This is a genomic window from Mycobacterium sp. 1423905.2 (genome assembly GCF_001673155.1).
GTDB lineage: Bacteria > Actinomycetota > Actinomycetes > Mycobacteriales > Mycobacteriaceae > Mycobacterium.
This window is the reverse complement of record NZ_LZLE01000215.1, coordinates 17,244-42,939: the sequence shown is the minus strand read 5'-3', so window position 1 is coordinate 42,939 and position 25,696 is coordinate 17,244. Positions and strand designations below refer to the sequence as shown.

Genomic DNA, 25,696 nt, shown 5'->3' with positions numbered 1-25,696 from the left:
CCACATAGGCGCTCTCCGAATGGATTCCGGAGAACTACAGACAGGAGATGAAGATGGGTCAAGTTGCCCTGTCACCAGAACAGGCACAACAGACACTGAGCAATATCGAAGAGCAGGTCCGCCAGGTGAAGTCGCGACAGCAAGACATGCGGCTGCGCGCCGAGGAGATGATCCAAAGCTCCTGGCACGGCGGGCAAGCCAGGCGTTTCGGTGAGGCCATGCAAGCCCACGATGAAGACCTGACGGCGGTCAGCAATGAGTTGGACCATGTCGTCGCCGAGGCTCGCGACAAGGCCAAGCAAATCGAACAACAGGCGATGTGAGGAGGAGGAACTAACATGGCCAATACCAGCGACATCTTGTACAACTTCGCCGAAAACCACGACGGTTTGGACCACATTCAGCGAGTCGTTACTGACATCCACACCATCGCTGATGATGTCCGTAGGGTCTTCCAAGGCATCTCGGACTTGTGGGAAGGTGCGACGCCTGAAGCTCTGCAGGCCGCTCACCTGCGTATCAATCAGAAACTCGAAGACTTCTTGCATGCCGTCCAGGCCACTGGGGCGAGCGCCAGCGACCAGCAGGATGAAATGCAGGCGTTGGACTCGAGTCTCGCGGGTGGTTTCTGATCCGCTGACGCACCCGGGCGAAGGTCCGAACTCACCGATTCCGGAAGTTCGGGCCTTCGCTGTTATCGGGGCTGATTAGCCTCAGGACTGTTCACGCGGACGCAGTCGTCCAAAGTTCTGCGCTACCGATCCCGCGAGTTCGAGGTAGGCCTGCCGCGTCGCGGGGTTGAGGCGGCCGAAATCAACATCGGCGCCCTCGGCGAGATGGGGATCGAAGGGGATCAGATGGATTGAGCGGCAGCGAGGTTGGAAGTGTTCGTAGACTTTGTCCAACTTCAGCGCCGCCGAGCCGGGACGCGAGGCGCTCAATACCACGTGCGCTTCCCGAACCAGGCCCGAATGCCCGTGCTGCATAAGCCAATCCAACGTCGCCGAGGCGCTGCGTGCGGCATCGATGGCGGGTGAACTGACCAGCACGATGGTGTGCGCCAAGTCCAAGATGGCTGACATCGCCGAGTGCATGATCCCGGTGCCGCAGTCGGTCAGGATGATGTTGTAGAAGTGCCGCAAGATGTCTACGGTGCGCCGATAGTCGTCGGCGCCGAAAATCTCTGAAACGGCTGGATCTTGCTCGCTGGCAAGGACTTCCAGTCGGCTGGTGGCCATCAACGTGTGGTTGCGGACGTCGGCGTAGCGGTTGATGTTCGGATCGGATAACAGATCACGCACGGTGGAGCGGGTCGACAGGTCACCGGCTCGCTCCCCCAGGGTGCCACGGTCGGGGTTGGCATCGACCGCGATCACCCGATCGTGTCGAACAGTTGCCAGCGCCGAGCCCAATCCGAAGGTGGTCGTCGTCTTTCCGACGCCACCCTTGATCGACAGCACCGCGATACGGAAGTCACCGACGATTGGCTGCCGGATCTCGGCGAGGAGATGTTCTTGTCGTCGTTCCTTGCGCGATGCACCCGGGTTCACATGTCCCGACGTCACTTTGTGCACCGCACGGCGCCAGCCTGAGGGCGGCGCGAACCGATCGGGATGGGCGATCTCGGCCTCGTCGATCGGTGGCGGCACCCGGAACGGCTGGTACTGCTGGGGCCGACCGCTGGCCGGCGGCTGCGCGGGATTCGGCGGCGCTACGGGGTGCGGTGCTCGTGGCGGCGCGGCGCGCTGACCGGGTGCTGGCCACCACGGCGGTGGCGGAAACGGGGCGGGAGGCAACGGTGGCGGCAGCGGCGGTATTGCGCCGGGCCGTGGTCGTGGGCGGGGCGGCTGAGGCGCTATTCCGCTGTCGGGTACGGGCGGCGGCGGGTACTGCGCGGTCGGCGCTTCTTGTTGCCGCGGTGACGATGCTTGCGGGGGCGGCGGGTCATGTGCCGCAACATGTTCGAACTGCGCGCTAATCATTGAGCCCGCCATCTGCCATGGCGGGAGAACCGGACGGCGGGTGGCCGATCCCTTAGACCGTTGCTCGGGCGGCGATGCGGTCTCCACTGTTTGCGTTGCGGCGGGCGCATTTTCGCCTGGATCCGGCGCGGGGTCTGCCACGGGTAGCGTCGGCGGCGTCTCAACAACCGGCACCGATGTTTCCCGGTCCGACTCCCCTGCGGCATCAACCGGCTCGGACACCAATTCCTCGGCTGATAAGCCATCCGGTGAACCAACAGGTTCCGGATCGGTTTCCGCCGCCCAGCCGGCCGCAGGCTCAACCTTCTCTGACGCCAACTCAGGATCGGCGGAATCCATCAACGGCGCTGACGATTCCGGCATCCACTCGGCGAAATCCTCTGGCTCGTCGGGTGCGACGTCGGTTTCTGCTGCGGCTTGCGCACGCTTAGCCGCCATCTGCTCGAGTAGGGCCGCGGCGCGCAACTCGATTTCGTCGAGCTCGCCTGTTTGACTCGCCTCCGGCTGCGCCAATTCCTCATCATGCGAGTCGTCATCGATCGCAGGCTCATCCAGCAGCGTGGTGTCCGCTGCGGCCGGCTGGGGTGTAGGCGACGGTGGCTCCGAGATTTCCATGGGTGCTGCAAACCAATCCGGAGTCGACGTCTCGTATGAGGATTCGGGAGTCGCCGACACGAGTACTTCCGGCTCGAATTGCTCCGCAACCGCACCGGACTCCTGCGTCCCCGAATACGTTTCAAACGGCTCTGGCGACTGCGACTCGACCGTCCCTTCGGCCGGCAAGTCGACCTCGGCCATCGGCTCAGGCTCGTACCGCCACTCGGGCTCGACTACCGGCTCGGGGCTAGGGTCTGGCTCGACCGCCGTTTCGACCGGCAACTCGTTCTCCGCTACCGGCTCAGGCTCAGCCAACCACTCCGGCACCGGAGCAGGCTCCGACGACACCGTCGCCTCGACCGGCAACTCGCCCTCGACTACCGGCTCAGGCTCCGGTGCAGGCTTGTACCGCCACCCATGCTCGACCACCGGCTCGGGGCTAGGGTCTGGCTCGACCGCCCGATCGACCGGCAACTCGTTCTCCGCTACCGGCTCAGGCTCAGCCAGCCACTCCGGCACCGGAGCAGGCTCCGGCACCACCGTCGCCTCGACCGGCAAGTCGTCTTCGGCTACCGGGTCAGGCTCAGACCGCCGCTCCGGCTCAGGCGCCGGCTCGTAGCTCGACTCCGGCTCAACCGTCGCCCCCGCCGTTGGCTCAAGGCCGGATGAAATAGCTTGTGTGGCAGTCGATTCCGTATCCGCAGGCTCGGTCTGAGCAAGCTCTAGCTCCTGATCCGAGGCGCGTGCCGGTTCCTCGAACGGCAACGCAGGCTCGGCGGATTCTGGTACCTGGGAGTCATCTTCCGGGTCAGGGGCCGAATGACGCGGCTGTCCTTGGTCGATGGGCAAGGCGTCGTCCCCTGCGGGATCGGAGGACGCAACCGGCGCGATCTCCGGTGCTGTCCAACTGGCGGAGGAAAGCGAATCCGCGTCGTAGCGCCCTGTCGGTGCAGCATCGTGCTGCCGCGACGACTCGTCCCGTTCGGCCTTCATGGGTTGCTCGGGAGGCGGTGCGTTGTCGCGCGCAAGGGCAGCCACCCGGTGGCGCGCTGGGAGTGGGACTCGCGGTGGACCGCCAGGAGGCCCGGCCACTCGCGGCGAGGACGACTCCATGTTCTGCAGACGCTTGATGCGGTCATACCCCACCGCCACTCGCCGGGGTCGAGCATCGTCGGTGGCCTGCGGCGCGGGTTCGGGGGCGTCGTGCGATTCGTCGCGTGGCTCTCCGGTGCGCTGGTGCTCGGCGCGGGATTCGGTGAAGCCACCCTTCGCGACGTCGGGCTGCGGCCGTGGATGGGAAGCGTTGGCGTCTTGCTCCACGTCTTCGTCGGGAACCGGTGCCGCGTCGTCGTGCCGTTTACCTCGGCCGAGGTGGACGCGCCGCCGCTTCTTTTCGTCGGGCAGCCAGGGGGGACGCGCCAACGAGCCGCGCTCACCCTCGGCAGGTGTGTGCTTCGGCAAAGTCCCCCCTTCCATCGCAGAGTTCCTCAACGCCGTCTTCAATGGTACGTAGCGCGAAACGCTTAATTTTCAGTTCGAGTTTGCTTCCAACCGTCGGTGGCAGCATCGACCGTGCGCGCCTCCCGCCGACGTCTGGCTACTGCATAGGCACAGGCCACCGCGCCCAGCGCGATGGCACCGCCGGTCACCGACAGCACGATGATGCGAGCACGCTGACTGCGCGGGTCCTGATGCGGCCGTCCCGCGATCGGAGCCGCGGTATCGGGGTTGGGTACCTGGTTGGCCGGCGGCAGGCGATAGGTCAATGCGGCGACCGGGTCGATCACGCCGAAACCGGTGGCTTCGTTCGGGCCCGCGCCCGGAGTGTGAGCGGTCCTCTTGATCAGATCGATGACCTGACCGGCGGTCAATTCCGGGTATCGAGATCGGATCAGCGCCACCACACCGGAAACGAACGGCGCCGCAAAACTCGTGCCGTTGATGGGCGCCAGCCCCTGTTGGCTCATGACGGCGTTGATCAAACCCGGGCCATTCGAGTCGAGTGAAGCGATCCGCTCCCCCGGCGCGGCAACACCAACCCACGGGCCGCGCAGACTGAAGTCGGCGGGCTCTCCAGCGGTGGTCAGCGCGCCGACTGTCAACACGTAGTCGTCGAACCAGGCCGGGCTGGCGACGGTGCGTACCGACTCCCATCCGCTGCGCAGCGGCATGTTCGGATCAGGCATGGCGTTCTGGGTCTTGCACAGGCCCTGGTTGTTGAAGTTGCCCGCCGCCGCCACCACCACGACGTTGTGTTCGAAGGCATAGCGCACCGCCCGCCCCAGCGGGGCATCGTCGAGTCCGGCGCCGACCGGACTGCATGCCACCTCGGAGAGGTTGATGACTGTGGCGCCCAGGCCGACCGCGCGAGTGACGGCGTAAGCCAACGTCAACGTGTTGCCATAGCCGGGCGACGTCGCATTGGGGTCGTTGGTTTGCGCGGAACCACCCTCTTTGACGCCGTATACGGTGCTGTTTTGCCGAATCGAGAGAATCGACGCCTCGGGCGCGACGCCGGCGAAACCGTCGTTCGGGCTGGGCGTGCCGGCGATGATGCCGGCGACCAGCGTTCCATGGGCGTCACAGTCCTGCAGACCGTCGCCGTTCGACACATAGTCGCCGCCGCCTTCCAACGCCGGCAGCCGGGGGTTGCGGTTGACTCCGGTGTCGATGACCGCGACCTTCTGTCCGGCCCCGCGGGAAAAGCGCCAGGCGTTCAAGTATCCGAGCATCGCTTCCGCGCTCGTCTGCAACGTGAAGTCGGTCTGCGGCAAAACTCCGGTCGGCACTCCGCAGATCGCCTTGAGATCTGTCGGCTCGATCGGGCCCAGCGGGCCGTTCGGCGGAGGGCCGGGTTCGACGACCGGCGGACGAATCGCCCAGGCCGGCGCGGGCTGCAACACCACTGCAAACAGGACCGCGGCCACCACGGCAGCAACCCGCCGGCCACCCCTCATCGCAGTCCCAACCGCTGATAGACGCCGACGACCCACAGTCCCAACGGAAGCAACGAACCCACCGCCACGTATTCGCAGTAAGCGGCCAGCGTCGAAAGCCGCCCAGACTCTCGATCAACCGGCCGGGACAAACCGGCTAGCGCAGCGCTTACCGCGATGGCGAGCAACACCGCTACAGCTACCACCGGCATCGGCTGCACCCCGCGCTGAGCCAGCACACACGCACCAGCGACGATGGCGAGGGCCGGAGCGGCCACAGCGGCACGCTCGAACCACGTGTCGAAAATCCGGCTCCGCAAACCCAACACCGCAGCGCAGCCCAACGCCAAGGCGAACGTCGGCCAACGCACGCCGGCGCCGTCGCTCAAGAGCAGGGTCAGGCTTACCGCCACTGCCGCAGCCAAGCCGAACAGCACGGCCGCCCGCGTGATGGCCGCCGATTCGGCCTTGGCCCACACAGCTTCCGCGGTCGGCAGTGCCACGCCGGAATCGTCGTCTCGCTGCCGGCTCGCCGCAGTGGGCTCGAACGGGTTTTCGAAGTCCCACGCTTCGCGTTTGGGTTCGGCCTCAACGGTCGGTGTCTTGAATCGCCCCAGCCGAGCGGTCAATCTCGGCACCAGAAGGCACAGCAGGGTTCCGCACAGCGCGAGACTCACAAAAACCACGTCGGCGCGCAGGTGCAACGCACGGCATAGCAGGGCGACGCCGACCACACCGAACAGCAGCGCGCCGGCCAGATACGCCCAATGCCCGGTTCCAATCACCCGGTCGTAGACGACGCACAGGACCACCACGGCACCACACGCGGCAGCCAGACCGTACTCGCCGTACCGGGCCAGTACGGTCCAGGCGATTCCGGCGGTTATCGGAATCGCCGCCCATCCGAGCCCAGCAGCGACATCATCGAGCCGATAAGAACGGTGAGCCATCGCCGCCCCGCCGACAAGCGTCAACGCCACCACCCCGGACAGCCCGACGATCGCCCAGTGATTGACCGCGTCGACCCGGCCAACGAGGCAGTAGACGATTCCGATGGCCGCCAGGTGGATTGCGACGAAAGCCATCCAGCGTGCAGACACCGCGCCCCAGGCGGCGTAGGCCGCTTTGTTGAGCCGCCCGACGGCGTCCACCACGTCGTCGTACAACGTCGGTGGCGACAGGGCCCGTTCGGCTGACAGTCGCAGCAGTTCACCACTGGCTACTCCGGCCTCGCGCAGCGTTCGATCAGGTCGCAGCACCGCGCCGGTGTCGAACCGGCTGAGCACCCAGAAGCTGCGCCGTTCGTCTTTGGTAGCAGGGTCATCGTCTGCGCCGGTGTCTCTCGATCGGACCAACCGCGCCAGGTCTGACACAAAGCCCGATATCGGCACATCCAACGGCAGGGCGATGTCCAATTGCGTTCGTCCGCCGTAAACAGACACCCGAATCTGTTCGGGCGCAGGCGATACCACGTGCGTGTGCCGAAGTTCACTGACTCCGGTCACAGGTCCGCCATCTTCGACAGCTGGATCACTCCGCTTTTGGTTGTGCGCGAGATCAACATGCCGCGCCCAGGGGGCATCTCGGTCGCTTTGTAACCGAAGAACGCGCCTTCATCCTTGGTTCCGCTCATCACGAGCGCATTGCACGACAGATCCTTGAGGCGACCCATGAACTGGTCCATCATGGCTCGTTGAGCACCGCCAATGCGACGCGTAAGGATGACGCGCAGGCCGATATCGCGGGCCTGCGGCAAGTATTCGACCAAGGGCCCGAGGGGATGCGACAACGACCCACCGCCGATGAGGTCGTAGTCGTCGATCATGACGAAGAGGTCGGGTCCCGACCACCACGATCGGTCCTTGAGCTGTTGCTGAGTTATGTCGCTGGGCGGCAATCGGTCCCGCAAAGACGCGGCGAGCGCCGTCATCAATTCCGTGCAGGACTGCGATCCGGTGGCATAACCACCCAGGTACTCATTCGCCACGACGCCGAGCATGGACCGGCGAAAGTCCACGAGGATGATCTTGCACTCCTCGGGCGTGGCGTTCTCCATCAGCCCCGCAGCGATATTGCGCAATAGCGAGGTCTTGCCGCACTCCGCCTCACCTATCGCCAGCAGATGCGGTTGCGCGTCGAAATCCAGCACGACCGGCATCAATTCGGCTTCGTTGATACCGATCACAAACCGTGACTTGGTCAGCATGCCGGCCGACCGTGCCGCCCGAATCACCGCGGCGCGGTCCAGACTGTGCGGCAACATGCGCACCCGGGGTGCTTGCCGCTTGCCGTAATGGGCGCGCACCGCTTCCACCGACGCGGCCACGCCCTCGGACAGATTTTCGACGCCGGAACTCGAGTCCAACCGCGGCAAGGCGATCAGTAAGTGCAGACGCTGGTGCGTCATGCCTCGGCCGGGCCGACCCACCGGCACCAGTTCGGCGAATTTGCGACCCACGTCGCTGTCCAGCGAATCACCCAATTTCAACTCGATCCGGGTGCCAAGCATGTCCTTGACCGCGGGGCGCATCTCCATCCAGCGCGAGGCCGAGACCACAAGGTGCACACCGTAGGAAAGTCCTTGGATCGCAAGCGCGTTCAACGTTTGCTCCAGGACCTCGAAATCACTTCTGATGGAGGCCCAGCCGTCGACGACGAGAAACACATCACCGAACTTGTCTCGGCTCAACGGATCCTTCGCGGCGACCTCGGGCGGCAGGGTGGCCAGATGTGCCTTCCGCTGGCGAAAGTCGCGCATCGACTCGATGCCAAGATCGCGGAACCGCAGCTCGCGCGCGCGCAGCACACCAGACACTTCGGCCACCGTGCGCCGGATAGCGTCGGCGTCCATCCGGCCGGCGACTCCACCGACGTGGGGCAGATTGGCGAGACTGGCCAGCGTGCCGCCGCCGAAATCGAGACAAAAGAACTGCACCTGCTCGGGGGTGTGGGTGGCAGCCGCCGCCATGATCAGCGTCCGCAGCGCCGTCGACTTGCCGGACTGCGGCCCCCCAACCACGGCGACATTGCCTTGCGCGCCGGACAAATCGACCATCAACACGTCGCGTCGCTGGTCGTAGGGTCGGTCTACCACACCCATCGGCAACAGCAGTCGCCCGTCAAGGTTCTCCCGCGCATCCCATTTCGGATCAGGTAACAACTGGTTGATCGCCGGGCTTTTGTCCAATGGCGGCAGCCACACCTCGTGAGCCGGCCGGCCGTGACCCCTCAACCGCGATACCACCACATCGAGCAAGGTCATCTTGGTCGGCGACGAACCACTCGCGGCCACAACATCTTCGGTGGCTTTGGCCGCCGGCGCCTCGTCCTTTTTCACCGGCGTGGCGGTGAAAAGCTTGGGCGCCAGTGCGCCCAGTTGTTTGTTTCTGCTGCCCTGTGCGGCCCGCCGCGGTCGCACATATTCTCCGGACACATAGGAGGTGTTGAACCGGATCGGTTCGCTGGCATCACATTTGAGGAAAGCCGAGCCGGGCACACTGGGCAGGTGATAGGCGTCGGGTACACCGAGCACGCTGCGCGACTCACCGGCCGAGAACGTCTTGAGCCCGATGCGGTACGACAGGTGAGAGTCCAGCCCGCGTAACTTGCCTTCCTCCAACCGTTGCGACGCGAGCAGCAAGTGCACGTGCAGCGATCGGCCCAGCCGACCGATCATCACGAACAGCTCGGCAAAATCAGGCTTCTGCGAGAGCAGTTCCGAGAATTCATCGACGATGATGAACAGCGCCGGAAGGGGGTCGAGTTCGGCGCCATTGGCGCGGGCCCGCTCGTACTCGTTGACATTCGGGAAGTTACCCGCCGCGCGCAGCAGTTCCTGACGCCGGTTGAGCTCACCGGCCAAAGCGTCGCGCATCCGGTCGACCAGAATCAGCTCGTCTTCGAGGTTCGTGATGATGGCCGCAATGTGCGGAACCCCTTCCAAGCCCAGAAAGGTTGCGCCGCCTTTGAAGTCGACCAGCACCATGTTCAAAACATCAGGCGAGTGCGATGTCACCATCGACAGCACCAGAGTCCGCAAGAACTCCGACTTACCCGAACCGGTGGCGCCGATGCACAAACCATGCGGACCCATCCCGGACTCAGCGGATTCTTTGATATCCAGCTCGAGTGGTTGACCGTTGGGTGTGTATCCGATCGGTACCCGCAGCCGTTCCCGCGGAGATCTCTTGCGCCACACCTGCTCGGGAACGATCTCGGCCGCGTCAGGAATCTTCAACAACGCCATCAGTCCCGGGTCGGTAGCGCGTGAGTCGGCTTCCAAGCTGACGATGTGAGCGGCGCTGGCCAGGCGGTACCGGCCGATGCGGCGAGCCGTCGCCTCGGCCTCAGCGACGGTGACCGTGTCCGGGGTCGCGAACCGCTCGACGCCGACTGCGGTACGCGCGCCCACGTCGTCGCCCTCCACCACCAGGCGCAGGCCGCGTCGAGTTGCCGCCGCGTCGGATCCAGTCAGGTCCAACAGCGTCAAGCTGTCCAGTCCGGCATCGGTGACCAATCGCTCGACGCCGCTGACGTAGCCGTCGTCGATCACCACCACCAACTGCTTGAGACCCTTTATCGGCTCGGCATTCCGGCTGAAGCGGCCCCGCTCGCCCAAGTCGGTGGCCAGTGACCGCTCCAGCAACTCCAAGGTGGGGAAGAGCAGCCGCATGGATCCCATGCCGTCACGGGCGGTGGGGTGCTGCGCTTGCGGCAACCACTTGACCCAGCTCCAGTTCTCCCCGTCGGGGTTAGCGGTCACCACCGCGACCTGCACATGGTCGGGACCGTGGAACGTGCACAGCTCAAGCACCATCGACCGCACCAATTGGCGCGCCAATCTGCGGTCCCCCTCGAAGGTGATGGCGGGAAACGCCCGCAGCGACACCGCAGTAGGCAATGCATGCACCACGGAATGCGTCTTGACGAAGCGGCGCAAAGCTACCGTCGAAACCGGTTCCAGATCCTCCGGCGGGCCGGTCTCGGGCGCCAGCAGCCGAGTCGCCAACCGGTGGGTGCCGATACCCACCCGGACATGGCAGAAGTCGGAGTCGGTCGGGCGCCGTTCCCACATCCGTCGGGTCCCGACCACGTCGGCCAAGGCTCGCGGATCGGGGTGGCTCCACTCCAGCGCCGTCCGCTGTCCTTCGCCGGTCATGTCCGCGTCGTCGCGCAGGTTGGCCAGGTAGCTGAAATAGTCCTTGCGTTCCTCGTTGAGCTCGGCAGCGGCCTTGCCGGAACGGCCGCCACCGCCCATGAACATGCCCGCCATCGACATGACCATCATCATCGGGAAGATCAGGAACATCGGGTTGCGGGTCAGATCGCGCCCCCCGACCGTCACCATCAGCGCGATCATCCCGATGACCGCGACGATCATCACGAATGGCAGCAACTTCATCAGGAGGTTGCCGGGGATGACTCTCGGCACCTCGGGCGGCGGCTGCAGGTTGACTTCACCGCCCGGCATGCGCGGCGGCGACACCCGCAGACGGCGCACGAAACCCTGTGTACTCAACCGGTCATTCCCCGCAACTCCCAACAGGCGACTAATTGGGCCTAAATGCCTCGGTAATGTCACCAGCGAAGTAACACAACCTGCAGGAGGCCGATAGCGTTGACTCTACCGCCGTCGCTGTCCGAATTAGACGCAGAATCTGAGGCCGAACCGGGACTCAGCCGCGTCACCTTGGTCGTCGGTGGTCTGCGGCTCGACGTCGGTTTGCCGGCCCACACCAACATCGCCGCGTTCATCGATGACGTGATCGACCTCGCCAATGAGCAGTTGGCTGCCCATACAAGAGTCGACCCAGGCCTCGATGGCGTCGTATTCGACACCACTGAAGGCAAATGGACCCTGGCTCGGCTCGGCGACGAGCCGATCGACCCGAGCCGATCGTTGACAGAGGCAGGCGTCTACGACGGTGAGTTGCTGACCATCCGCGAGATCGACCAGCCGTTACGCCCGATGCTGTTCGACGACCTGCCGGTCGACGTCTCAGAACAGACCCGTCCGAGCGAAAAATTGCCCACGCGTTGGGGTTTGAACTCGCGGCTGACTACCTGCTTCGCGGTGGGATTGGTGGCGACCGTCATCGCCGCATTTCTACTGCCCCGTCACGCGACCGAATTCTACGTCCCCGTGACCGCGCTGGGCCTGGGAATCATTGGGGTGATCGTCGCGTGCGTGCTGGCTCACCGGACTGGGGGTGCGCGCCGCTCGGAATGGGTGGCGGCGATGGCTCTGCCGCTGATCTTCGGCGGCTCACTGTATGTCGTGCCGGACGCTTTTGGCGTGAAGTCGCTGCCGATGGCGTTTGCCTTGACCGGGCTGAGCTCGTTGCTGGTCTTGCTGATCACCGGTCGCGGCCGAGCCCTGCACGCGGCCGTGCTGGCGCTGGCGGTGTTCGGGGGGATCGCCGCGACGGTCGAGTTGTTGTGGAGCCCGCCGCAACGCGCCGTCGGAGCGGTACTGGCCACCGTGTCCGTGACGATCGTGTATCTCTCGCCCCGAGTGACGATCCTGCTGGCGAAGCTGCCCGTACCGCGCGTACCGACGGCCGGAGAACCTCTCGACGACATCGAAACCCAAGGCGGGACGACCGTCGAGGGCGTCAACGCGGTTGGCAAGCAGGTCGTTCCCACCGAAGAAGGCATGACCGTACGGGTTCGACGCGCCAGTCAGTACCTGAGCGGCATGCTGGTGGCAGCTGCGATCGCTGCGACTGTCGGCTGCTATCTCGCCGTCGATGTGAGCGACGGCTTCTACTGGCAGGGAGCGGCTTTCGCGATCGTGGTGGCGACGGTGTTGTGCTTGCGCGGGCGTAGCCATCACGATCTGGCGCAGTCCGCAACGCTGATCGCGGCCGGGATGACCATCGCACTGCTGTCGATCGTCAAACTGGCTGTAAGCCTCGACGATTGGGAATTCCGGGCCGCACTGGCGCTGGTGGTGCTGATGGTGCTGGCGGTCGCGTGCGGAGTCGTTGCAACGCGGATGGAATTCTCCCCTGTGATGCGCCGGCAGGTCGAAATCCTGGAGTACCTCGCCATCGTGATGGTGTTTCCGCTGTGCTGCTGGATCGTCCGTCTCTACGCGATCTTCCGCGAGCTGCGGCTGTAATAGGCGAGCACTCAGGACTTGGGTGGTTCCACCTTGGACCCACGCGGGTCCGCGCCCATTCCGTCGTGGGCGACCAGAGCCGCTTCCTGGGACAACTCCGGGCCGGCGGGCAACAGCGACAGCACCGGCCAGGGCGCGAACTGTGGGACGTCTGCGTCGAGCCGCGGATCGTGCACGCCGGTGACGCCCAGCGCCGCGGCGGTGGGCAGGTCCTTGATGTGGTAGCGCACCCCGGTGTCGGAGACGTAGAACAGCTGTCCCATGGCGCGGCTGTCCGCGTCGCCTCCGGTGGCTTGCACATACTCACCGGTACCCGGTCTGAGGTAGACCGAGTCGACTCCGGGCCCATTGCCGTCACCGGTAGCCAGATCGACCGGCTGCGCCCCGTCCGGTAGCGGAAGCCGGTGCCCCACTAGCAATCTGATCGTTGCCTGCGCGGCGCTGTTAGCGCGTTCCCAGGCCATGCACACCACCCGATCCGGTTCGTCGTTGACCACTTGTGGCGACGAGCTCGGGTAGTGGTCGACCGGCAAGCTGTGCACAATGGGAACACGGCTGACCAGTGACGGCGAAACTTCGCGAGTTCCCTGTGCCGCAACGTCGTTGGGGTTGCTGTACCGGATGATGTCAGCCGCCGCGGAGGTCACCGGTTGCAGCCCGTTGGGGAGCACGACATAGAGCTGCTCGCCCCTCGAGTCGACGGTCTTGATGATCGAGCCGACGGGATATGCGGCAAAGATCGGGTTGACGGCTCCGGCAGCGTCTATTGTCACCGCGCGGATAGGCGGAACTGAGGGCAGCGCATTGAGAAGGGCGGCCGAGATTGGGCGCGTCTGCGCATTCTGCAAATGCAGTGCGTCGATAACTGCAGAGTCAGCTGGATCGATCAGTGCCCGTTTCCCGTCGTAAATCAGATAACTGGTGTCACCCGACCTGACCAGCAACATCTGCTCCGCTCTGGCGGCGCGGATGTCGTCGTTCAAAAAGAGATCACCGGCTATCACCGTGGTCTGCACGCTGGCCACGCCGATGCTCTTGGTGACATCAGGCGTCGCGACCGAGTCACACAGGGTCCAGCCCGACTTGCGCATGTCGGCGCCACCTCGAATGCTGGTCGGCGCACCGATAATTCCCACCATGGGCCCGCGAGGGATCTGATTGAGCCATTTGTCGCTGACCGACTTCGGCATGTCGGGCTTGCCGGTGATCATTCGGGCCGACGCTAGATTCAGCACTGGATGCAACTGATCGCCGATCCGCACGTACAGGCCGCCGTTGGAACTGCTCAGCAGGATTTGAGCGTTGCCGATGTTGGGCGTCGGCTTGAAGAAGGCCAATACGCCACAGGCGCCGGTGATCAGCAGGGCAATTACCAAGCCGACCATCAACGATCGGATCTGCCCACGCATCGGGTCGTGGATCATTCGGGAGTCGGCGCGAATCAACGCGTGTTCTAGCCGCCGGATCAGAAACCGATAGCCATTGACTTGCGCGCGCGTGGTTACTTGCGCGGGCATAACCACCCCCATCAGCGTCAGGCAAGTACCAGGCTTCGGTAGCGTATAACGGCGTCTGCGGCTAAAGGCGCACCAATTTGTCCTTGCCGCTGTGGTAGGAATCGGACTGTGCCGCGCCGCTCAGCGACGACCCAAACTTCGGGCAAGCCTTCGGAGCCCAGTGGCTTGAGGTCCACCACCGACATCAGCGCTCAGCGCCTGCTTCCGCTTGTCGACCTGCTGGTCCTGCAATTGCTGGTGGCAGCAGGAACCGTCATCGCGCCGCTTTTGGGGTTTCCTGGCTGGCAGGGCAGCGTCGCCGGGCTGGCGCTGGCACTGATCGTGGTGATCCGCGTACGCGGTATGACATTGCCGCGGTTGGTTGTTGCGCGGACCGGCTTCTGGATCCAACGCCGGAGAAGGAACCGGAAGGGCGCTCGGAAAGTTCCCGCCGAACCGTTCGACGTACCCATGGCCGACGGCGCCCTCATCGGATTCCGTTGGGATGGAAGAACTCTGATGTCATTGCTGCAGATCGAGGAGAATCCGCAAGCGATGACCATCATGGAGCCCGGTGTGACGGTGTCCGGGGAGACCGTGCCGGTGCAGGCGCTGGTGGAATGCCTGCAGCAGTTCGACATCACTCTGGATTCCATCGATGTCCTGAGCCAAGGAGCCCGGTCGCAAGGTCACAGTCAAGTCGCTGCGGTGTACGACGCTGTGCTGGGCCCGCTTCCCGCAATCGCGCAGCGCAACGTGTGGATCGCCATCCGCTTCGACCCGTCCCGCTGCGCGGACGCGGTGCGTCGTCGCGGCGGCGGGCGCGAGGGCATCCTGCGCACGGCAACGACCGCCACTCGCCGGGTGGCCAACCGGCTGACCGAGGGGGGTCTGCGCGCCCGGATACTGACGGCGGGCGAGATCGGGCAGGCGACCAACCAGTTGACCGACGGCGTGGACTTCGGCACCGTGGAGGAGACGTGGCGAACCTGCCGCGAAGGCCGCTTCCGGCTGCGCAGCTTTGCCATCAAACCGGACATGTTGACCACCGCGGGATTGGGTCTGCTGTGGACCGTTCCCAGCTACTCCACCACCATGTGCTTGACGTTGTGCCGCCAGCGTCCCCGCGGGCCGGTGCACATCCGCGGCTTGGCCCGCTTCGACACACACGGGCGCGCCCGGATTCATTTGCGCGGGCTGACCCACCTACGTGGTCATCAGTACTCTGCGCTGGCCGCGACTCTGCCCGTGCCGCCTCCGCCACGGCAAGTCGACAATTGGGCATACACGACCGCAGATGCCGACGGCGACAAGGCTTTGCGGCATCTCGATGTACCGGCGTCGGGTTGCGGTCAGGTCGTCGGCGCCGACGACCATGGGCGCGCAGTGGCTCTATCGCTGTTCGGTCCGCAGATTCGCCGGGTGGAGATCGCGGGCACCTTGCACCTGGCCCAACAGGTGGTGTTGCGGTCCCTGGCATTGGGAGCCCATGTGCTCGTGCACAGTCGCCGACCGAATATGTGGCGCACCATGGTCGATGAGGTCGAGGACCACGACTTGTTATGGGTCAGCGACTTCAACCGCGGGTCCATGCAGGCCGGATCTGATCGCAACTATTCGGTCGAGATGTTCGACGGGGTCGCCGAGCAATCGGTGCGGGTCGGCGTCACGGCGATCATCGTGATGCCGCCGAACTCGCCCGTCACAGCCAACGCCGATGTCGCGCTGGAGTTGCTTGACCTCGACACCGACACCGTCAAAGTGAGCACCCGCGCGGGTTCGTCGGTGGTCACCATGGTCGCCACCGACGAGGAGATGCGTTACCTGAAAGCCTCGTTCGCGGCGGAAGATTGAAAGTCCGGGTGAGCATTTGCCGTGTTGGGGTGCGCTAGCGTAAACCCAGGTCACCCCGTTTTGGGGCGGTTCAAAGGAGTGCTCATGTCCTACCCGTCGAGCTTTCCGGGCAGCTTACCGGCCGAACAGCCCAGCGGCTATGGCAGCTATTCGCAGTGGTCCTCTGACGCCGAAGACCACTCACGTCTGTCGCATCGCCACCTGACACTGGCCGTCGTGCTGCTGGGCGTGTGTTCTTATTTGATCAGTTTCGGGCCGATGTTGAATGTGCCGGGGCTAGCCTGGCCGGTTCGATTCGCCGTTCTGGCGAGTCTGATTGCCGCACTGGCCCTTTGGGCTAAGCAAACACCTGCCGGAGTGGTCGTCGCCGCGTTGGCCGCGCTGGGATTCCTGGATGCCCTGGCCAGTCTCATCACCGCCCCAGAGGGAATCCGGCCCGGTTGGGCGCTGTGGGTGGTTGTGGTGCTCAACGGCCTGCAGGCGCTCATTGCGGCCGGGGCGCTGCGGGCGCAACCATCGATCGTCGACGAGCAAAAGGCGTGGTATGCGGCATATGCCGAGCAGTACGCGCAGGCCGCGGCGCACTACTACGGCCAGTACAACGAGGCCGCTCCGGAGAGCGAATACCAGAATGCTCAGGCAGACGCCCCGCAGGTAGGGCACGCGACGGCGCCCGAGCCGCGGCGAACGGCGGCTACTCAAGAAGCCAGTTACGCCGAATTCGTCGCCGGCCAGGAATCCGCGCATCCCCTCGGCCACGCTTCCCAACCCCCTAGCGCACCGCCGGCAGGCCTGCCCAATGTCGGCCAGTCGGCCGTTCCCGCACCGCAACAGACTGCAGCCGGCCAGCCTGAATACCGGCCGTCTAGCTAACCGACAGCTGCTCGATCAACGTCGTAATCGCAGCGGCCACATCGTCGGGAATAGGGCGTTCGGCCTCCGCGTCGGCCAGCGCGGCAGGCGGTAAGCCCGCCGCGGCGGCGGCTTCCTCGACGCTGAGTTCGGCGCGGTGTCGTGCGCCATAGAGCCGCTGACCCAACGTGGCGTTCGGTGAACGGGCGGCCTGCTTCATCACGTCGTTGTAGGCGCGGCGCACGGCGCTCAGCGCCAACACCACCGACGGCGTGCCCTTGGCGTTGCGGGCCGCGCTGGCCGCCACGTTCTCCAGTTTGCGTAGGTCGGCAAGGATCGCCGTGACTTTCGGTGTGAACGCTGGGTCGGAGGGCTCGGGTAGATCTGCGGTGGCCGCGTTGATGGTGTGCATGGCGACTTCGACGGCCTCGGCCATGAGCGGGGCACTAACGGTGTCGGTGAGCACCTCGGTGGCCTCGTCGACCGCGGGAATCTGGGCGGTAGCGCCCGGTGCCGTTATGGGAGCTACGGTCGATCCGCTGCGAATGCGGGCGATGGTGCCGGGAGACCACTGCAGAGCTTTCTCCAGTTTGGCCAGGGTGCCGCGGCGCGGCCAGCTGCGCCCCTTCTCGAAGGCGATCAGGGTGCCGGCGTTGATGACCTTGTCTTTGGCCAAGCCGCGTTGAGTGATCTCGAGTTCGTTGCGACGGGCTGCGACGGCTTGCCCGGCCCGAGCTACGCCCGGGTCGACGTCGTTGTCCCACCACTCGTCCTCGTCAGACTCGGGTAAGTCGATGACGCCGGTGACGTCCCCGGAGTTGTCCGGTGCGGCGCTTGGCGTGAGCGTGACCGGGAAGCCTTCGGGGTTGGCTAGATGGACGGTGGTCGCGTCCGAGATCACCACTGATCTGCGCCGCACTCCGTCGACATACATACCGTTGGTGCTGGTGTCGACGGCCTGCCAACCACCCCGGTGTGGCTCGAGGCGCACGTGCCAGCGTGATACGCGTTCATCACTGAGCCGGACGGTCGCCGAGGCATCTCGACCGATGACCGCCACACCGGCTTGCGGGTCCAAGGTGTGAAACTCATCGCCGAGTCGAACCACCAGCTTGGGAAGCGCAGTCGACACGCCCTGGTCGGACGTCACCGCGCTTCTCCCCCGGCTTGGACCCCGAAACGATCGGGCACGTCGCTACAGCCTTCCTCCCGCACTGCGTCCGTCGATGCTACATCTTTCCCGCTCCACTCCCAGATGGAGACGCCCGTCGCGCGTTCACCGGTGCAAAATCGAGACCCACCGGACCGGCTAATACGGGTTTTTCCCCCATAGAGCCCCTCGAAGAGTAATAATCCGGGCAGACATCCGCCACAACTCTCTTGTAGTACATGTGTTTAACACTGAGGCAAATCGGCAAAAGTTGTAGCGGCTACGCCTTAGTTGTTGCATATGCCCGAGTTTTGTGGTTATGTCGTCGCATCGGCGGCGCAAACGCGCCCGACGAGGAGGGAAAAGCGATGACTGCAGCACTACTGCCGTTGTCCAGGCCGCTGGACGAATACGTTCCGATGTGCACCGTTGACCCAGAGCGGTGGACGACCACCGAGCCTGACGACGAAGCAAAGGCGCTCTGCCAGATGTGCCCCCGCCGCGCGTTGTGCGCACGCGAGGCGTACCAAGATCCGAATGTAGAAGGGTTGTGGGCCGGAGTCGTGATCCCCGAGTCGGGGCGCGCACGCGACTTCGCATTACGCCGACTGCGGGCACTAGCCGAGCGCGGCGGTTACCCGGTAGCTCCACGTCGTCGCGGTCGGCCTCGCGGCAGCCGCAATTAGTGCATATTTGACTGGCCGAGACGCCGTAAACTATCCGGACAGCTACGGGGAATTGTCAGTGGGGGAAGTCGTGAGCGGATTCGGCGGTTTGTCCGGCGACTCCGATGACGTCGACATCGACCAATTGTTGACAGGTTTCCAAGATTTCCGGAGTGCCGCTGCTCGCTCCGCTCAGCAAATGGCGATTCAGACAGCCGATGCGTGCTCGAAAGATCGACTGGTCCATGTCTGGGTCAACGCACGCGGTGTTGTAGTGCAAGTCGAGTTCGATGACGCTCTCCTGGCGGAGGCGACCGGTCCGACGGTCGGCGCCGCGGTCGTGGAGGCCGCCCAGGCAGCGGCGGCGAAGATGCGCGCGAAGACGGATTCTTTTCAGGCGGGCTTATGGCAGAGGGTTGCTCAGCTTGGGGTCTCGCCACTGCAAGATGCCGCGGAGTTCGAAGATCTCCAACCGGAGGTGCCTTTGTCGGCGCCTGACTCGCGCGAAAGACGAGTGGTCGCAGCGGCTTTGGACACCCAATCCGGCGCTGACTTCGCCGAGGACGCGCAGGATTGGCAACTGACGATTCGCGATAAGGACTGACGCGCCAACACCGCTGGTCCCGGCAGCTGAGGAGAACGCCATGGCAGGACAATTCGAATACGACGACGGCACCGCACGAGCGGCCGCAGCCCAGTTCGAGGAACTCGCAAATTCTCTTACATCGTTGGTCAACGGTCTCCACGGAGAACTGTCCGGCGACTCGCCCTGGTCGCACGACAAGATTGGATCAAGTTTCGCCGCCAAGTTCGACCCGGATCGTTCTCAAGTCATCACCAACGCAGGCGATTACGCGAAAGCCGTGGATAGCGTCGCACCGGCGCTGACCGACGCGTCCAACAGCATCATCGCTCAGGACGGCGGCGTCGCTGGCTAGCCGCGCCTGCGTCGGCGTCATCCACCGTGGGTGGGGGTGCATGACCAGTGGGCATTGAAATCCCCGGCTGGTTGCGGTGGGTCGGTGACCTGATCGGTGAGCCATTTCCCGAAGGTGACGAAACCGCGTGTCGGCGCCAAGCCGACCGGTGGCGGCACTACGCCGACCAGTTGGAGCGGCACAAGGACGGCCTGACTGCCGCTACGCGGACCACCCTGGAAGGGTTCATCGCCGGCGAGATCCATAAAACCCTCGACGAACGACTGAGACCCTTCACAGAGGGTTCAGGATCCATCGACACCATCGCCGGACAGCTGCGCCAGTTGGCCGAAGCCGTCGACAACGTGGCCACGGAGATCGAGTTCGCGAAGGAAATGTTCATCGCGAATCTCGTTGCGTTGGCTGCAACGTTGACCGCGCTCATTGCATCGGCATGGATCAACTGGGGTGCGCCGGTCGAAGCCGCGGCGGCCGTCGCGGTGGCCGAAGCGGCGATCAGCCAAATCATCCGCGCCGCGGTCGCCAAAGTGGCCGAAGAGGCAGTAGCCCGCGTCATCGCCCAGATCGTCACCCGGGCCCTGATGGGCGCGGCGATCAACGCCGGCGTCTCGGCCGGGCTGAACGCGGGAATTCAAGGCCAGCAGATGCTGCAAGGCAACCGAGGCAAATTCGACTCGGAGTCGTTCTGGAACGACGTTGCAGGAGGCGCCATTTCGGGTGCAGTGATGGGTCCCGTTCTGCGCGGCGCTCACGATGTCGACGCGGGCTCGGCTGCGATGAATCGCGCAAAGAACTTCGGCGCCTCGTTCGTCGGTAACGCCGGTGGGACGCTGGCCGCGCAACAGGCGTTGACCGGGCACATGAACTTTGCGGACGCGGCCGGCGCCGGCTTGGTGTTTGGCGGTGTCGACGGATTGCAGCGTCCGGCCGTGCACCCCAGCGGCATCCCGGAATTGGCCGCGCTGACCGGCGACCGTCCTGGTACGCCATTAGTGGCTCCTCCTGTGTCGGAGGAGCTTTCACATGCGCACCCTGTTGAGGCCGCTCCAAGTCCGGCAGGCAGCACATCCGAGACCGCCGGACCACCCTCGCCCAAAGCGGATGTTCCACTCAATCTAGGGACTCACGGCCAGGACGCCGCGCCCCTGGGGCCGAGCGCACTCATCGGCACCGATGCCGGTGTCGCCCCGCATACCGCTGCGCCGGCGGGCGCCCATGCCCATGTTCTCGAAGCACCTGCTACCGGATCACCCTCGGGGGGCGCGACTGCCGCTCCGGCAGGACACGCGCCTGCTACACCCACGGGTCATGGTTCGGTCGCCGCGAGTAGTCCGCAAGCGCCGGCCGCGCGGGCCGGTGTCGCGGAGTCTGCCGCCGCCCCACCCGGGCAACCCGCGGGTGCCCCAGCGGCGCGAATCGCAGATTCTTTCGCGCCGACCGGTGCCGGTGTCAAGGACGTCCTGGACACCATGCGCGCGTCGAACGACCCTGTCACACACACGGCGCGCGACGCGGGAAGCCCAGCCCGAGAAGGCGTATCACCACGTGACCCTCAATCGGCCAGAGAATCAACGGTTTTGCGTGATCCGCAGACCGTACGCGATGCGCAGGCGCCGCGGGACGGCCAGCCGCCACCGCGGGATAATCCGCCAGCGCGTGACGGGCAACAGCCGGCCAGGCGCGACGAGTCACCCATTGCGCAAGATCGGACCAGGCGAACCGACGCCGTCCCGAACCGCACCGAACACTCCGGCAGCGAGCGCGATTCGCCCGCGCCTGCGGAGGCTTCCGGCTCGCCTGACCCAGGGCTCGTGTCACCGGTTGTCACTCACATGTCACCTGACGCTAATCACGGCGCGCGCCCGACGAACCAGGAAATCGGCCGTGCCGGCGCTTCGGACCGGCACACCCCGCCGCACGACGCGAACCTCCGGCGGCCGAGTGCCGACGAACATCATGACGGCGGCGATATACCGTCGCCACCGGGCCCTACCCCGATCGATCCCACCGGCTTCGACAACCCGGCGAATCACCGCGTCTACGGACCGAAAGAGCTTGCGCCAGTAGAAGACCCGACGCACCAAACGGCCGTTCGTGTGTCGCTCATGCAGCCCGACGGCAGCTACGCGGTGTGGGCAGACCCCCGCACCCATGGGTATGGTCAGCTCATCAACGATGGCGGCCCCAGTGTCGCCGGGCGCTCTAACAATTGCCTGGATAACGCGCTAGCGGCGTTGGCGTCGTTCCACGGCCACCCGACCGTCTCGGCGCCACGATACGAAATCAACCGTCTCGGTGAGGCCAGTGGACTGGCTCGGGCGAAGGCTTGGCTGGGCGACGGGCTGCATCGATACCAGGGGATTCCGATAGCCGAACAGTTCGAAGCTCTGCACCGACTCATCACGCGAATGGGTCCCGGGTCGTCGGCGCTGGTGGTAAATGGTTGGCAGAAGTTCGACAGCACAGGCAAACCCTTGTTCAAGCCAGACGGGACACCAGAACTCGATGGCGCCCACGCGACTGTCGTCGTCTACCCCCGAGATGCCTCCGGCCCGGTGTGGTGGGATCCGCAGCGCAGCGCAACGTCGGATCGCCCGCCCCTGCGGTTGGTGGACAGGTCCGCGTATCTGCACTTCACGACTATCGCTTCCGACCACTTCGGGCCGGTAACCCCACCGCAAGGAGGCACCCATGACGCAACTGGACACCCCGGACCAAGCGCTGGCGTACCTGGCGGAGATCGACCCGAACACCGCCTACGAAGTCCTGCCATTCGAGATGGGCTGGATCTGTTCGCCGATCCTGACACCGGAGGAAGCCGTGGGCAGCGAGGCGGTCGGTTCGACGAAGCTGGTGATCGATTCACAGACCGGAGTCGTGATGGAGTTCCCGAGCTGGTCGACCGAGATGGTGGCGGAGGACTACCTCGAGGCGAAACGGACCGGCCGGCCACCGCCGGCACGCCAGATATGGCCGCACCAATGGAGAATCACGATGCAGCGCATTCGAGAAGACCCGCAGAGCATCATGTATCGGATGACCGCGGTCTCACTGAACAACCCGCCGGAACCCGCTCAGGACCACCCGGTGACCATAGACAAGCGGACCTTGTTGAACGACCCGCCGGACACGCTGTCGAGCGTGGCGAGGGCCCACGCGGTGCAGCTGGCTCAGCAGAACCAGGGCGCGTGGCCGCAGGAGACCACCACGGAGTTTTAGACCATAGTCGGCCACATGGGCTCAACGTCGACCCTGCTGAACGCTGGCGTGAGGCCGCGTCCCACGCCGACAGCGACCAGGCGCGAGGGATCGCCAATGAAGCCTTGTGGCGCCGCGTCCCGCCGGTGCGTCCCGACGAGCTGCGACATCATCTTGCCGACAGCACCTTCGGGGAACAGCGCGCCCGCGACAACGCCGCATGGTGGCGGGAACTCAGCGCCGATCAGCAACGGGCGTTGATCGACTCCTACCCCAGCGAAATCGGCAACGCCGAGGGCCTCCCGGCATCGGCGCGCACGGAAGCGAACGCGCAGGAGATCACCCGGTTACACGACGAGCTGCAGTCCCGTCATGAAGCGGGTGAACATCTCAGCCGACACGAGCGCAAGGAGCTCAGGCGATACACCGATGTACTTGCGGCAGTTGACAACGCCAAGATGGAGGCCGCCCGCCTCGGCGGTGAGATGCACATCCTGGCGTTCGACCCGCTCGCTTTCCGCGGCGAAGGGCGCATCGTGGTCAGCGTTGGCGATGACCCCTTCAGCGCCGACTCGGTGTCTTGGCACGTACCCGGGCTGACGACGACGATGGACAGCCTCAAGGGAAACCTGGACAACGCGCTGAACCACTTGGCGTCGATTCGGATGCAGAACCCGAATCTCCGGGCCGCGTCGATCGCGTGGATCGGCTACGACGCACCCAGTGGCAGAGGGACATTGCGGGTGATGTTTCACGGCTTGGCGCGGCAAGGCGGCGCCATACTGCACAGCGACGTGTTGGCGTTCAACGCGGCGCCCCATGCAGGTGCGAGTGAACACTTCAGCAACAACCACATATTCGGCCATTCTTACGGGTCCACCACCACCAGCTACGCGGGCCGCAATGGTCAACTCGCCACCCACGTGCGCAGCATCACCCTGGCGGGGTCACCCGGTGCCGGCCCGCAACACCACGCCGGTGACTTCGGCGTCGGTGAAAGGGTTTTCGTCGCCTCGTCGTCTCGGGACTTCGTCACTGCGCTCGGCGGGCGCACGCCGGGCTCCCTGGGAAGGCTGTTCGGCCGCGGCCTCGGCGTCGATCCTGCCATGGAATCTTTCGGGGCACATCGGGTCACCGCCGAATTTCCCCGTCACATGGACCGACTCGGCACGGTCAGCACGCACACCGCCTACTACCACTTCGTCGATCGCGAGCTCGGCGTACGCACCGAATCGTTGGCCAACTTCGGCCGTATCGCCGCCGATCGGTTCGACGAGGTACACACCGAAGCACACCGGTCCGAACGGGCATGGTGGAAGCCGGGATGGCGCACCGATGAACCGGCCCAGGGCCGTCCGCTGCAGCTCGACGATGCCAACCGGGAGACGTATTCGGTCGAACGTCGAATATGGGATGTTCGTTGGCACTCCGATCAAGGCGACGCACACGTAGGTGACCACGATGGGCGGTGCGCCCACGACGCCACGGAATTCTTGGCCCAGTACTACAACCGTGATGTGCATTTGGCGTCCGACCCGGGTCCGAGCGGCGTCCCGGCCCGAAACTTGTTCGAGGCGTGGGGGTCTACGGCGCGGTTCGCCGGTTACACCGAAATACACGACACCTTGTTGCGCCACGGGGACGGAGCGGCCGCCATTCTCGCGTCGCGGTGGATCGGGGCGGATCAACAAGGCGGCCACGCCTACGTCGCGGTCAACGAACGCGGGTCGGTGCACCTCTACGAGCGGGTCGGTGAACGGTTCGAACGGTCGGGGTGGCCGCCGTACTGGGGCGAGGGCGCTGTCGACCGGACAGCGGTGGGCTACCTGGACCGGCACGGGCATCCGCTCGAACCACTCGATGGGCGCACCGGGCAGTTGCGCGCCGCAGAAGATGTCGGAATCGTGACAGGAGGTGACCATTCTGAGCAGTCGACGCCCGGCCTCCTAGCCCACCCCCTGCCGCCGGATTCACCGTTGTTCGAGGGCTACCAAGCCACCGCTCCAGGACTGGAATTCACCGATAGTGATGGCGGTCTCGTCTACCCCGATGACACCTGGCCTTCGAAGCCTTATGCGATACCCGGCACTGTGGTACCCAATGCGCAGCTGGCTCCCGGGACTGCCCTCGACCGGTTCGGCTGGCCCGGTGGCGCTTACCTCTCGCCGGAAGGCGTCCTGTTCTCCGAACGCGCCCTCCCCCCGGACAGTGCGACGAAGCCCTATTTCCGATACGTGGTGGATGACCCGGACGCACTTCCGCCGGGCTACCAGATAGAGCAGTCGCGTGCGGCTCCATGGTTCCATCAACCGGGCGGCGGTACGCAATACCGGATCATTGCACCCGACGGACAAAGGCCGTCAGTCCAGGTCTTGATCGACTGTGGTTTCCTCAAGCCGGGAGGAACACAATGACCGACTTCACCAGGTTGTCATCCGCGTGGCGGGAATGGACGGGCGCCGCCGGAATCCCCGACGCGTCCGTATCTGTCGACGGCGACGACGAACATGTCCTCTTCAGCTCACCCGAGGAAGCTTTCGATCTACGACAGGACGGCAACTGGTGGGTGCTCGACGAAGTCGATGACCGCGGGAAAAAGTATTTCCGCACAGCGCAGTTCTCCACCTACGAGCTTGCCGAGAAGTTTCTGATCTGGAGATGGTCCACGACCGCACGCACTGTTCGCGGCCTGCGACCATTGGGCCCGCACCTCTATAAGCGTGGGTACAGCACCGACGTCACATTGGCATCCACCGATAGCGAATTCAAGACAGAGGTCAAATCGTCTGCAGGAAGCGCCATTCTCGCCGAACCGTATTCAGTAATCTTCAGTCACCTCATGGCCAAACCATTAGCCGACCTGGAACTCATGGTGCGCGATGGCCTCACCTAATGCGCCATCTGA

18 protein-coding genes and 1 pseudogene are annotated in these 25,696 nt (G+C 64.9%); 12 read left to right on the top strand and 7 right to left on the bottom strand.

Annotated features, from left to right (window positions below; all coding sequences use genetic code 11):
- The first annotated feature begins 53 nt into the window (after positions 1 to 53).
- Positions 54 to 323, top strand: a complete 270-nt coding sequence (locus tag A9W95_RS13110; RefSeq protein WP_172826613.1) for a WXG100 family type VII secretion target — start codon at positions 54 to 56, stop codon at positions 321 to 323.
- 15 nt (positions 324 to 338) lie between these two features.
- Positions 339 to 632 (top strand): WXG100 family type VII secretion target, encoded by a 294-nt coding sequence (locus tag A9W95_RS13105; protein WP_067413075.1) that lies wholly within the window; start codon positions 339 to 341, stop codon positions 630 to 632.
- An 81-nt stretch (positions 633 to 713) separates the two neighbouring features.
- On the opposite strand, the gene A9W95_RS13100 is transcribed toward A9W95_RS13105, so the two are convergent.
- Genes A9W95_RS13100 through eccCa form a run of 4 tightly spaced genes read right to left on the bottom strand, consistent with a single transcriptional unit; the run spans position 714 to position 11,033 of the window.
- The gene (locus A9W95_RS13100; protein ID WP_067413073.1) at positions 714 to 4,055 is read right to left on the bottom strand and encodes an AAA family ATPase; all 3,342 of its coding nucleotides are present in this window, start codon (positions 4,053 to 4,055) and stop codon (positions 714 to 716) included.
- Between the two features lie 47 nt (positions 4,056 to 4,102).
- Entirely contained in the window at positions 4,103 to 5,536 is a 1,434-nt protein-coding gene (mycP, locus tag A9W95_RS13095; RefSeq protein WP_067413070.1) for a type VII secretion-associated serine protease mycosin, read from the bottom strand.
- Positions 5,533 to 7,020, bottom strand: coding sequence for a type VII secretion integral membrane protein EccD (gene eccD, locus A9W95_RS13090; protein WP_253851647.1), 1,488 nt, complete (start codon positions 7,018 to 7,020; stop codon positions 5,533 to 5,535). The genes mycP and eccD (A9W95_RS13090) overlap by 4 nt, the downstream gene beginning before the upstream one ends.
- Positions 7,017 to 11,033: a type VII secretion protein EccCa gene (eccCa, locus tag A9W95_RS13085; RefSeq protein ID WP_067413068.1), complete on the bottom strand. Its 4,017-nt coding sequence runs from the start codon at positions 11,031 to 11,033 to the stop codon at positions 7,017 to 7,019. The genes eccD (A9W95_RS13090) and eccCa overlap by 4 nt, the downstream gene beginning before the upstream one ends.
- 99 nt (positions 11,034 to 11,132) lie before the next feature.
- Between eccCa and eccD (A9W95_RS13080) the strand changes: the two genes are divergently transcribed.
- Positions 11,133 to 12,638, top strand: coding sequence for a type VII secretion integral membrane protein EccD (gene eccD, locus A9W95_RS13080; RefSeq protein ID WP_067413065.1), 1,506 nt, complete (start codon positions 11,133 to 11,135; stop codon positions 12,636 to 12,638).
- A gap of 11 nt (positions 12,639 to 12,649) precedes the next feature.
- On the opposite strand, the gene eccB is transcribed toward eccD (A9W95_RS13080), so the two are convergent.
- Positions 12,650 to 14,167: a type VII secretion protein EccB gene (gene eccB, locus A9W95_RS13075; protein ID WP_253851646.1), complete on the bottom strand. Its 1,518-nt coding sequence runs from the start codon at positions 14,165 to 14,167 to the stop codon at positions 12,650 to 12,652.
- Between the two features lie 153 nt (positions 14,168 to 14,320).
- Between eccB and eccE the strand changes: the two genes are divergently transcribed.
- Together eccE and A9W95_RS13065 are read left to right on the top strand one after the other, a co-directional pair.
- Positions 14,321 to 15,988 (top strand): type VII secretion protein EccE, encoded by a 1,668-nt coding sequence (gene eccE / locus A9W95_RS13070; RefSeq protein WP_067413059.1) that lies wholly within the window; start codon positions 14,321 to 14,323, stop codon positions 15,986 to 15,988.
- Between the two features lie 84 nt (positions 15,989 to 16,072).
- On the top strand, positions 16,073 to 16,861 hold the full coding sequence (locus tag A9W95_RS13065) for a DUF5336 domain-containing protein (RefSeq protein ID WP_067413056.1): 789 nt from the start codon (positions 16,073 to 16,075) through the stop codon (positions 16,859 to 16,861).
- On the opposite strand, the gene A9W95_RS13060 is transcribed toward A9W95_RS13065, so the two are convergent.
- The gene (locus A9W95_RS13060; RefSeq protein WP_082983073.1) at positions 16,854 to 17,990 is read right to left on the bottom strand and encodes an FHA domain-containing protein; all 1,137 of its coding nucleotides are present in this window, start codon (positions 17,988 to 17,990) and stop codon (positions 16,854 to 16,856) included. The two genes, A9W95_RS13065 and A9W95_RS13060, sit on opposite strands and share 8 nt — an antisense overlap.
- A gap of 368 nt (positions 17,991 to 18,358) precedes the next feature.
- Between A9W95_RS13060 and A9W95_RS26275 the strand changes: the two genes are divergently transcribed.
- The 3 genes from A9W95_RS26275 to A9W95_RS13050 all read left to right on the top strand — a co-directional run bounded on the left by A9W95_RS26275 (position 18,359) and on the right by A9W95_RS13050 (position 19,593).
- Positions 18,359 to 18,676, top strand: a complete 318-nt coding sequence (locus tag A9W95_RS26275) for a WhiB family transcriptional regulator (RefSeq protein WP_082983072.1) — start codon at positions 18,359 to 18,361, stop codon at positions 18,674 to 18,676.
- Positions 18,677 to 18,746: 70 nt separating this feature from the next.
- The gene (locus tag A9W95_RS26270) at positions 18,747 to 19,259 is read left to right on the top strand and encodes a YbaB/EbfC family nucleoid-associated protein (protein WP_216638167.1); all 513 of its coding nucleotides are present in this window, start codon (positions 18,747 to 18,749) and stop codon (positions 19,257 to 19,259) included.
- A 40-nt stretch (positions 19,260 to 19,299) separates the two neighbouring features.
- On the top strand, positions 19,300 to 19,593 hold the full coding sequence (locus A9W95_RS13050; RefSeq protein ID WP_067413050.1) for a hypothetical protein: 294 nt from the start codon (positions 19,300 to 19,302) through the stop codon (positions 19,591 to 19,593).
- Between the two features lie 284 nt (positions 19,594 to 19,877).
- On the opposite strand, the gene A9W95_RS27955 is transcribed toward A9W95_RS13050, so the two are convergent.
- Positions 19,878 to 20,453, bottom strand: a complete 576-nt coding sequence (locus tag A9W95_RS27955; protein WP_253851645.1) for a hypothetical protein — start codon at positions 20,451 to 20,453, stop codon at positions 19,878 to 19,880.
- Here A9W95_RS27955 and A9W95_RS28400 point away from each other — a divergent pair.
- The 4 genes and pseudogenes from A9W95_RS28400 to A9W95_RS13020 all read left to right on the top strand — a co-directional run.
- Positions 20,370 to 22,157 (top strand): annotated as a pseudogene (locus A9W95_RS28400) (toxin glutamine deamidase domain-containing protein); the annotation flags it as partial. The gene A9W95_RS27955 and the pseudogene A9W95_RS28400 sit on opposite strands and share 84 nt — an antisense overlap.
- A gap of 127 nt (positions 22,158 to 22,284) precedes the next feature.
- Entirely contained in the window at positions 22,285 to 22,812 is a 528-nt protein-coding gene (locus tag A9W95_RS27950) for a hypothetical protein (RefSeq protein WP_067413039.1), read from the top strand.
- Complete coding sequence (locus tag A9W95_RS27945; protein WP_253851644.1) at positions 22,782 to 25,205, top strand: glycohydrolase toxin TNT-related protein; 2,424 nt, start codon at positions 22,782 to 22,784, stop codon at positions 25,203 to 25,205. Before A9W95_RS27950 ends, A9W95_RS27945 begins: the two co-directional genes overlap by 31 nt.
- Positions 25,202 to 25,684 (top strand): hypothetical protein, encoded by a 483-nt coding sequence (locus A9W95_RS13020; RefSeq protein ID WP_082983069.1) that lies wholly within the window; start codon positions 25,202 to 25,204, stop codon positions 25,682 to 25,684. The genes A9W95_RS27945 and A9W95_RS13020 overlap by 4 nt, the downstream gene beginning before the upstream one ends.
- Positions 25,685 to 25,696 lie beyond the last annotated feature (12 nt).

Bases quoted from the DNA above. Each gene is read 5' to 3' on its own strand.
- A9W95_RS13110 (WP_172826613.1), top strand. From the start codon at position 54: ATGGGTCAAGTTGCCCTGTCACCAGAACAGGCACAACAGACACTGAGC.
- A9W95_RS13105 (WP_067413075.1), top strand. From the start codon at position 339: ATGGCCAATACCAGCGACATCTTGTACAACTTCGCCGAAAACCACGAC.
- A9W95_RS13100 (WP_067413073.1), bottom strand. From the start codon at position 4,055: ATGGAAGGGGGGACTTTGCCGAAGCACACACCTGCCGAGGGTGAGCGC.
- mycP (WP_067413070.1), bottom strand. From the start codon at position 5,536: ATGAGGGGTGGCCGGCGGGTTGCTGCCGTGGTGGCCGCGGTCCTGTTT.
- eccB (WP_253851646.1), bottom strand. From the start codon at position 14,167: ATGGGGGTGGTTATGCCCGCGCAAGTAACCACGCGCGCGCAAGTCAAT.
- A9W95_RS13065 (WP_067413056.1), top strand. From the start codon at position 16,073: ATGTCCTACCCGTCGAGCTTTCCGGGCAGCTTACCGGCCGAACAGCCC.
- A9W95_RS26275 (WP_082983072.1), top strand. From the start codon at position 18,359: ATGACTGCAGCACTACTGCCGTTGTCCAGGCCGCTGGACGAATACGTT.
- A9W95_RS13050 (WP_067413050.1), top strand. From the start codon at position 19,300: ATGGCAGGACAATTCGAATACGACGACGGCACCGCACGAGCGGCCGCA.
- A9W95_RS27950 (WP_067413039.1), top strand. From the start codon at position 22,285: ATGACGCAACTGGACACCCCGGACCAAGCGCTGGCGTACCTGGCGGAG.
- A9W95_RS13020 (WP_082983069.1), top strand. From the start codon at position 25,202: ATGACCGACTTCACCAGGTTGTCATCCGCGTGGCGGGAATGGACGGGC.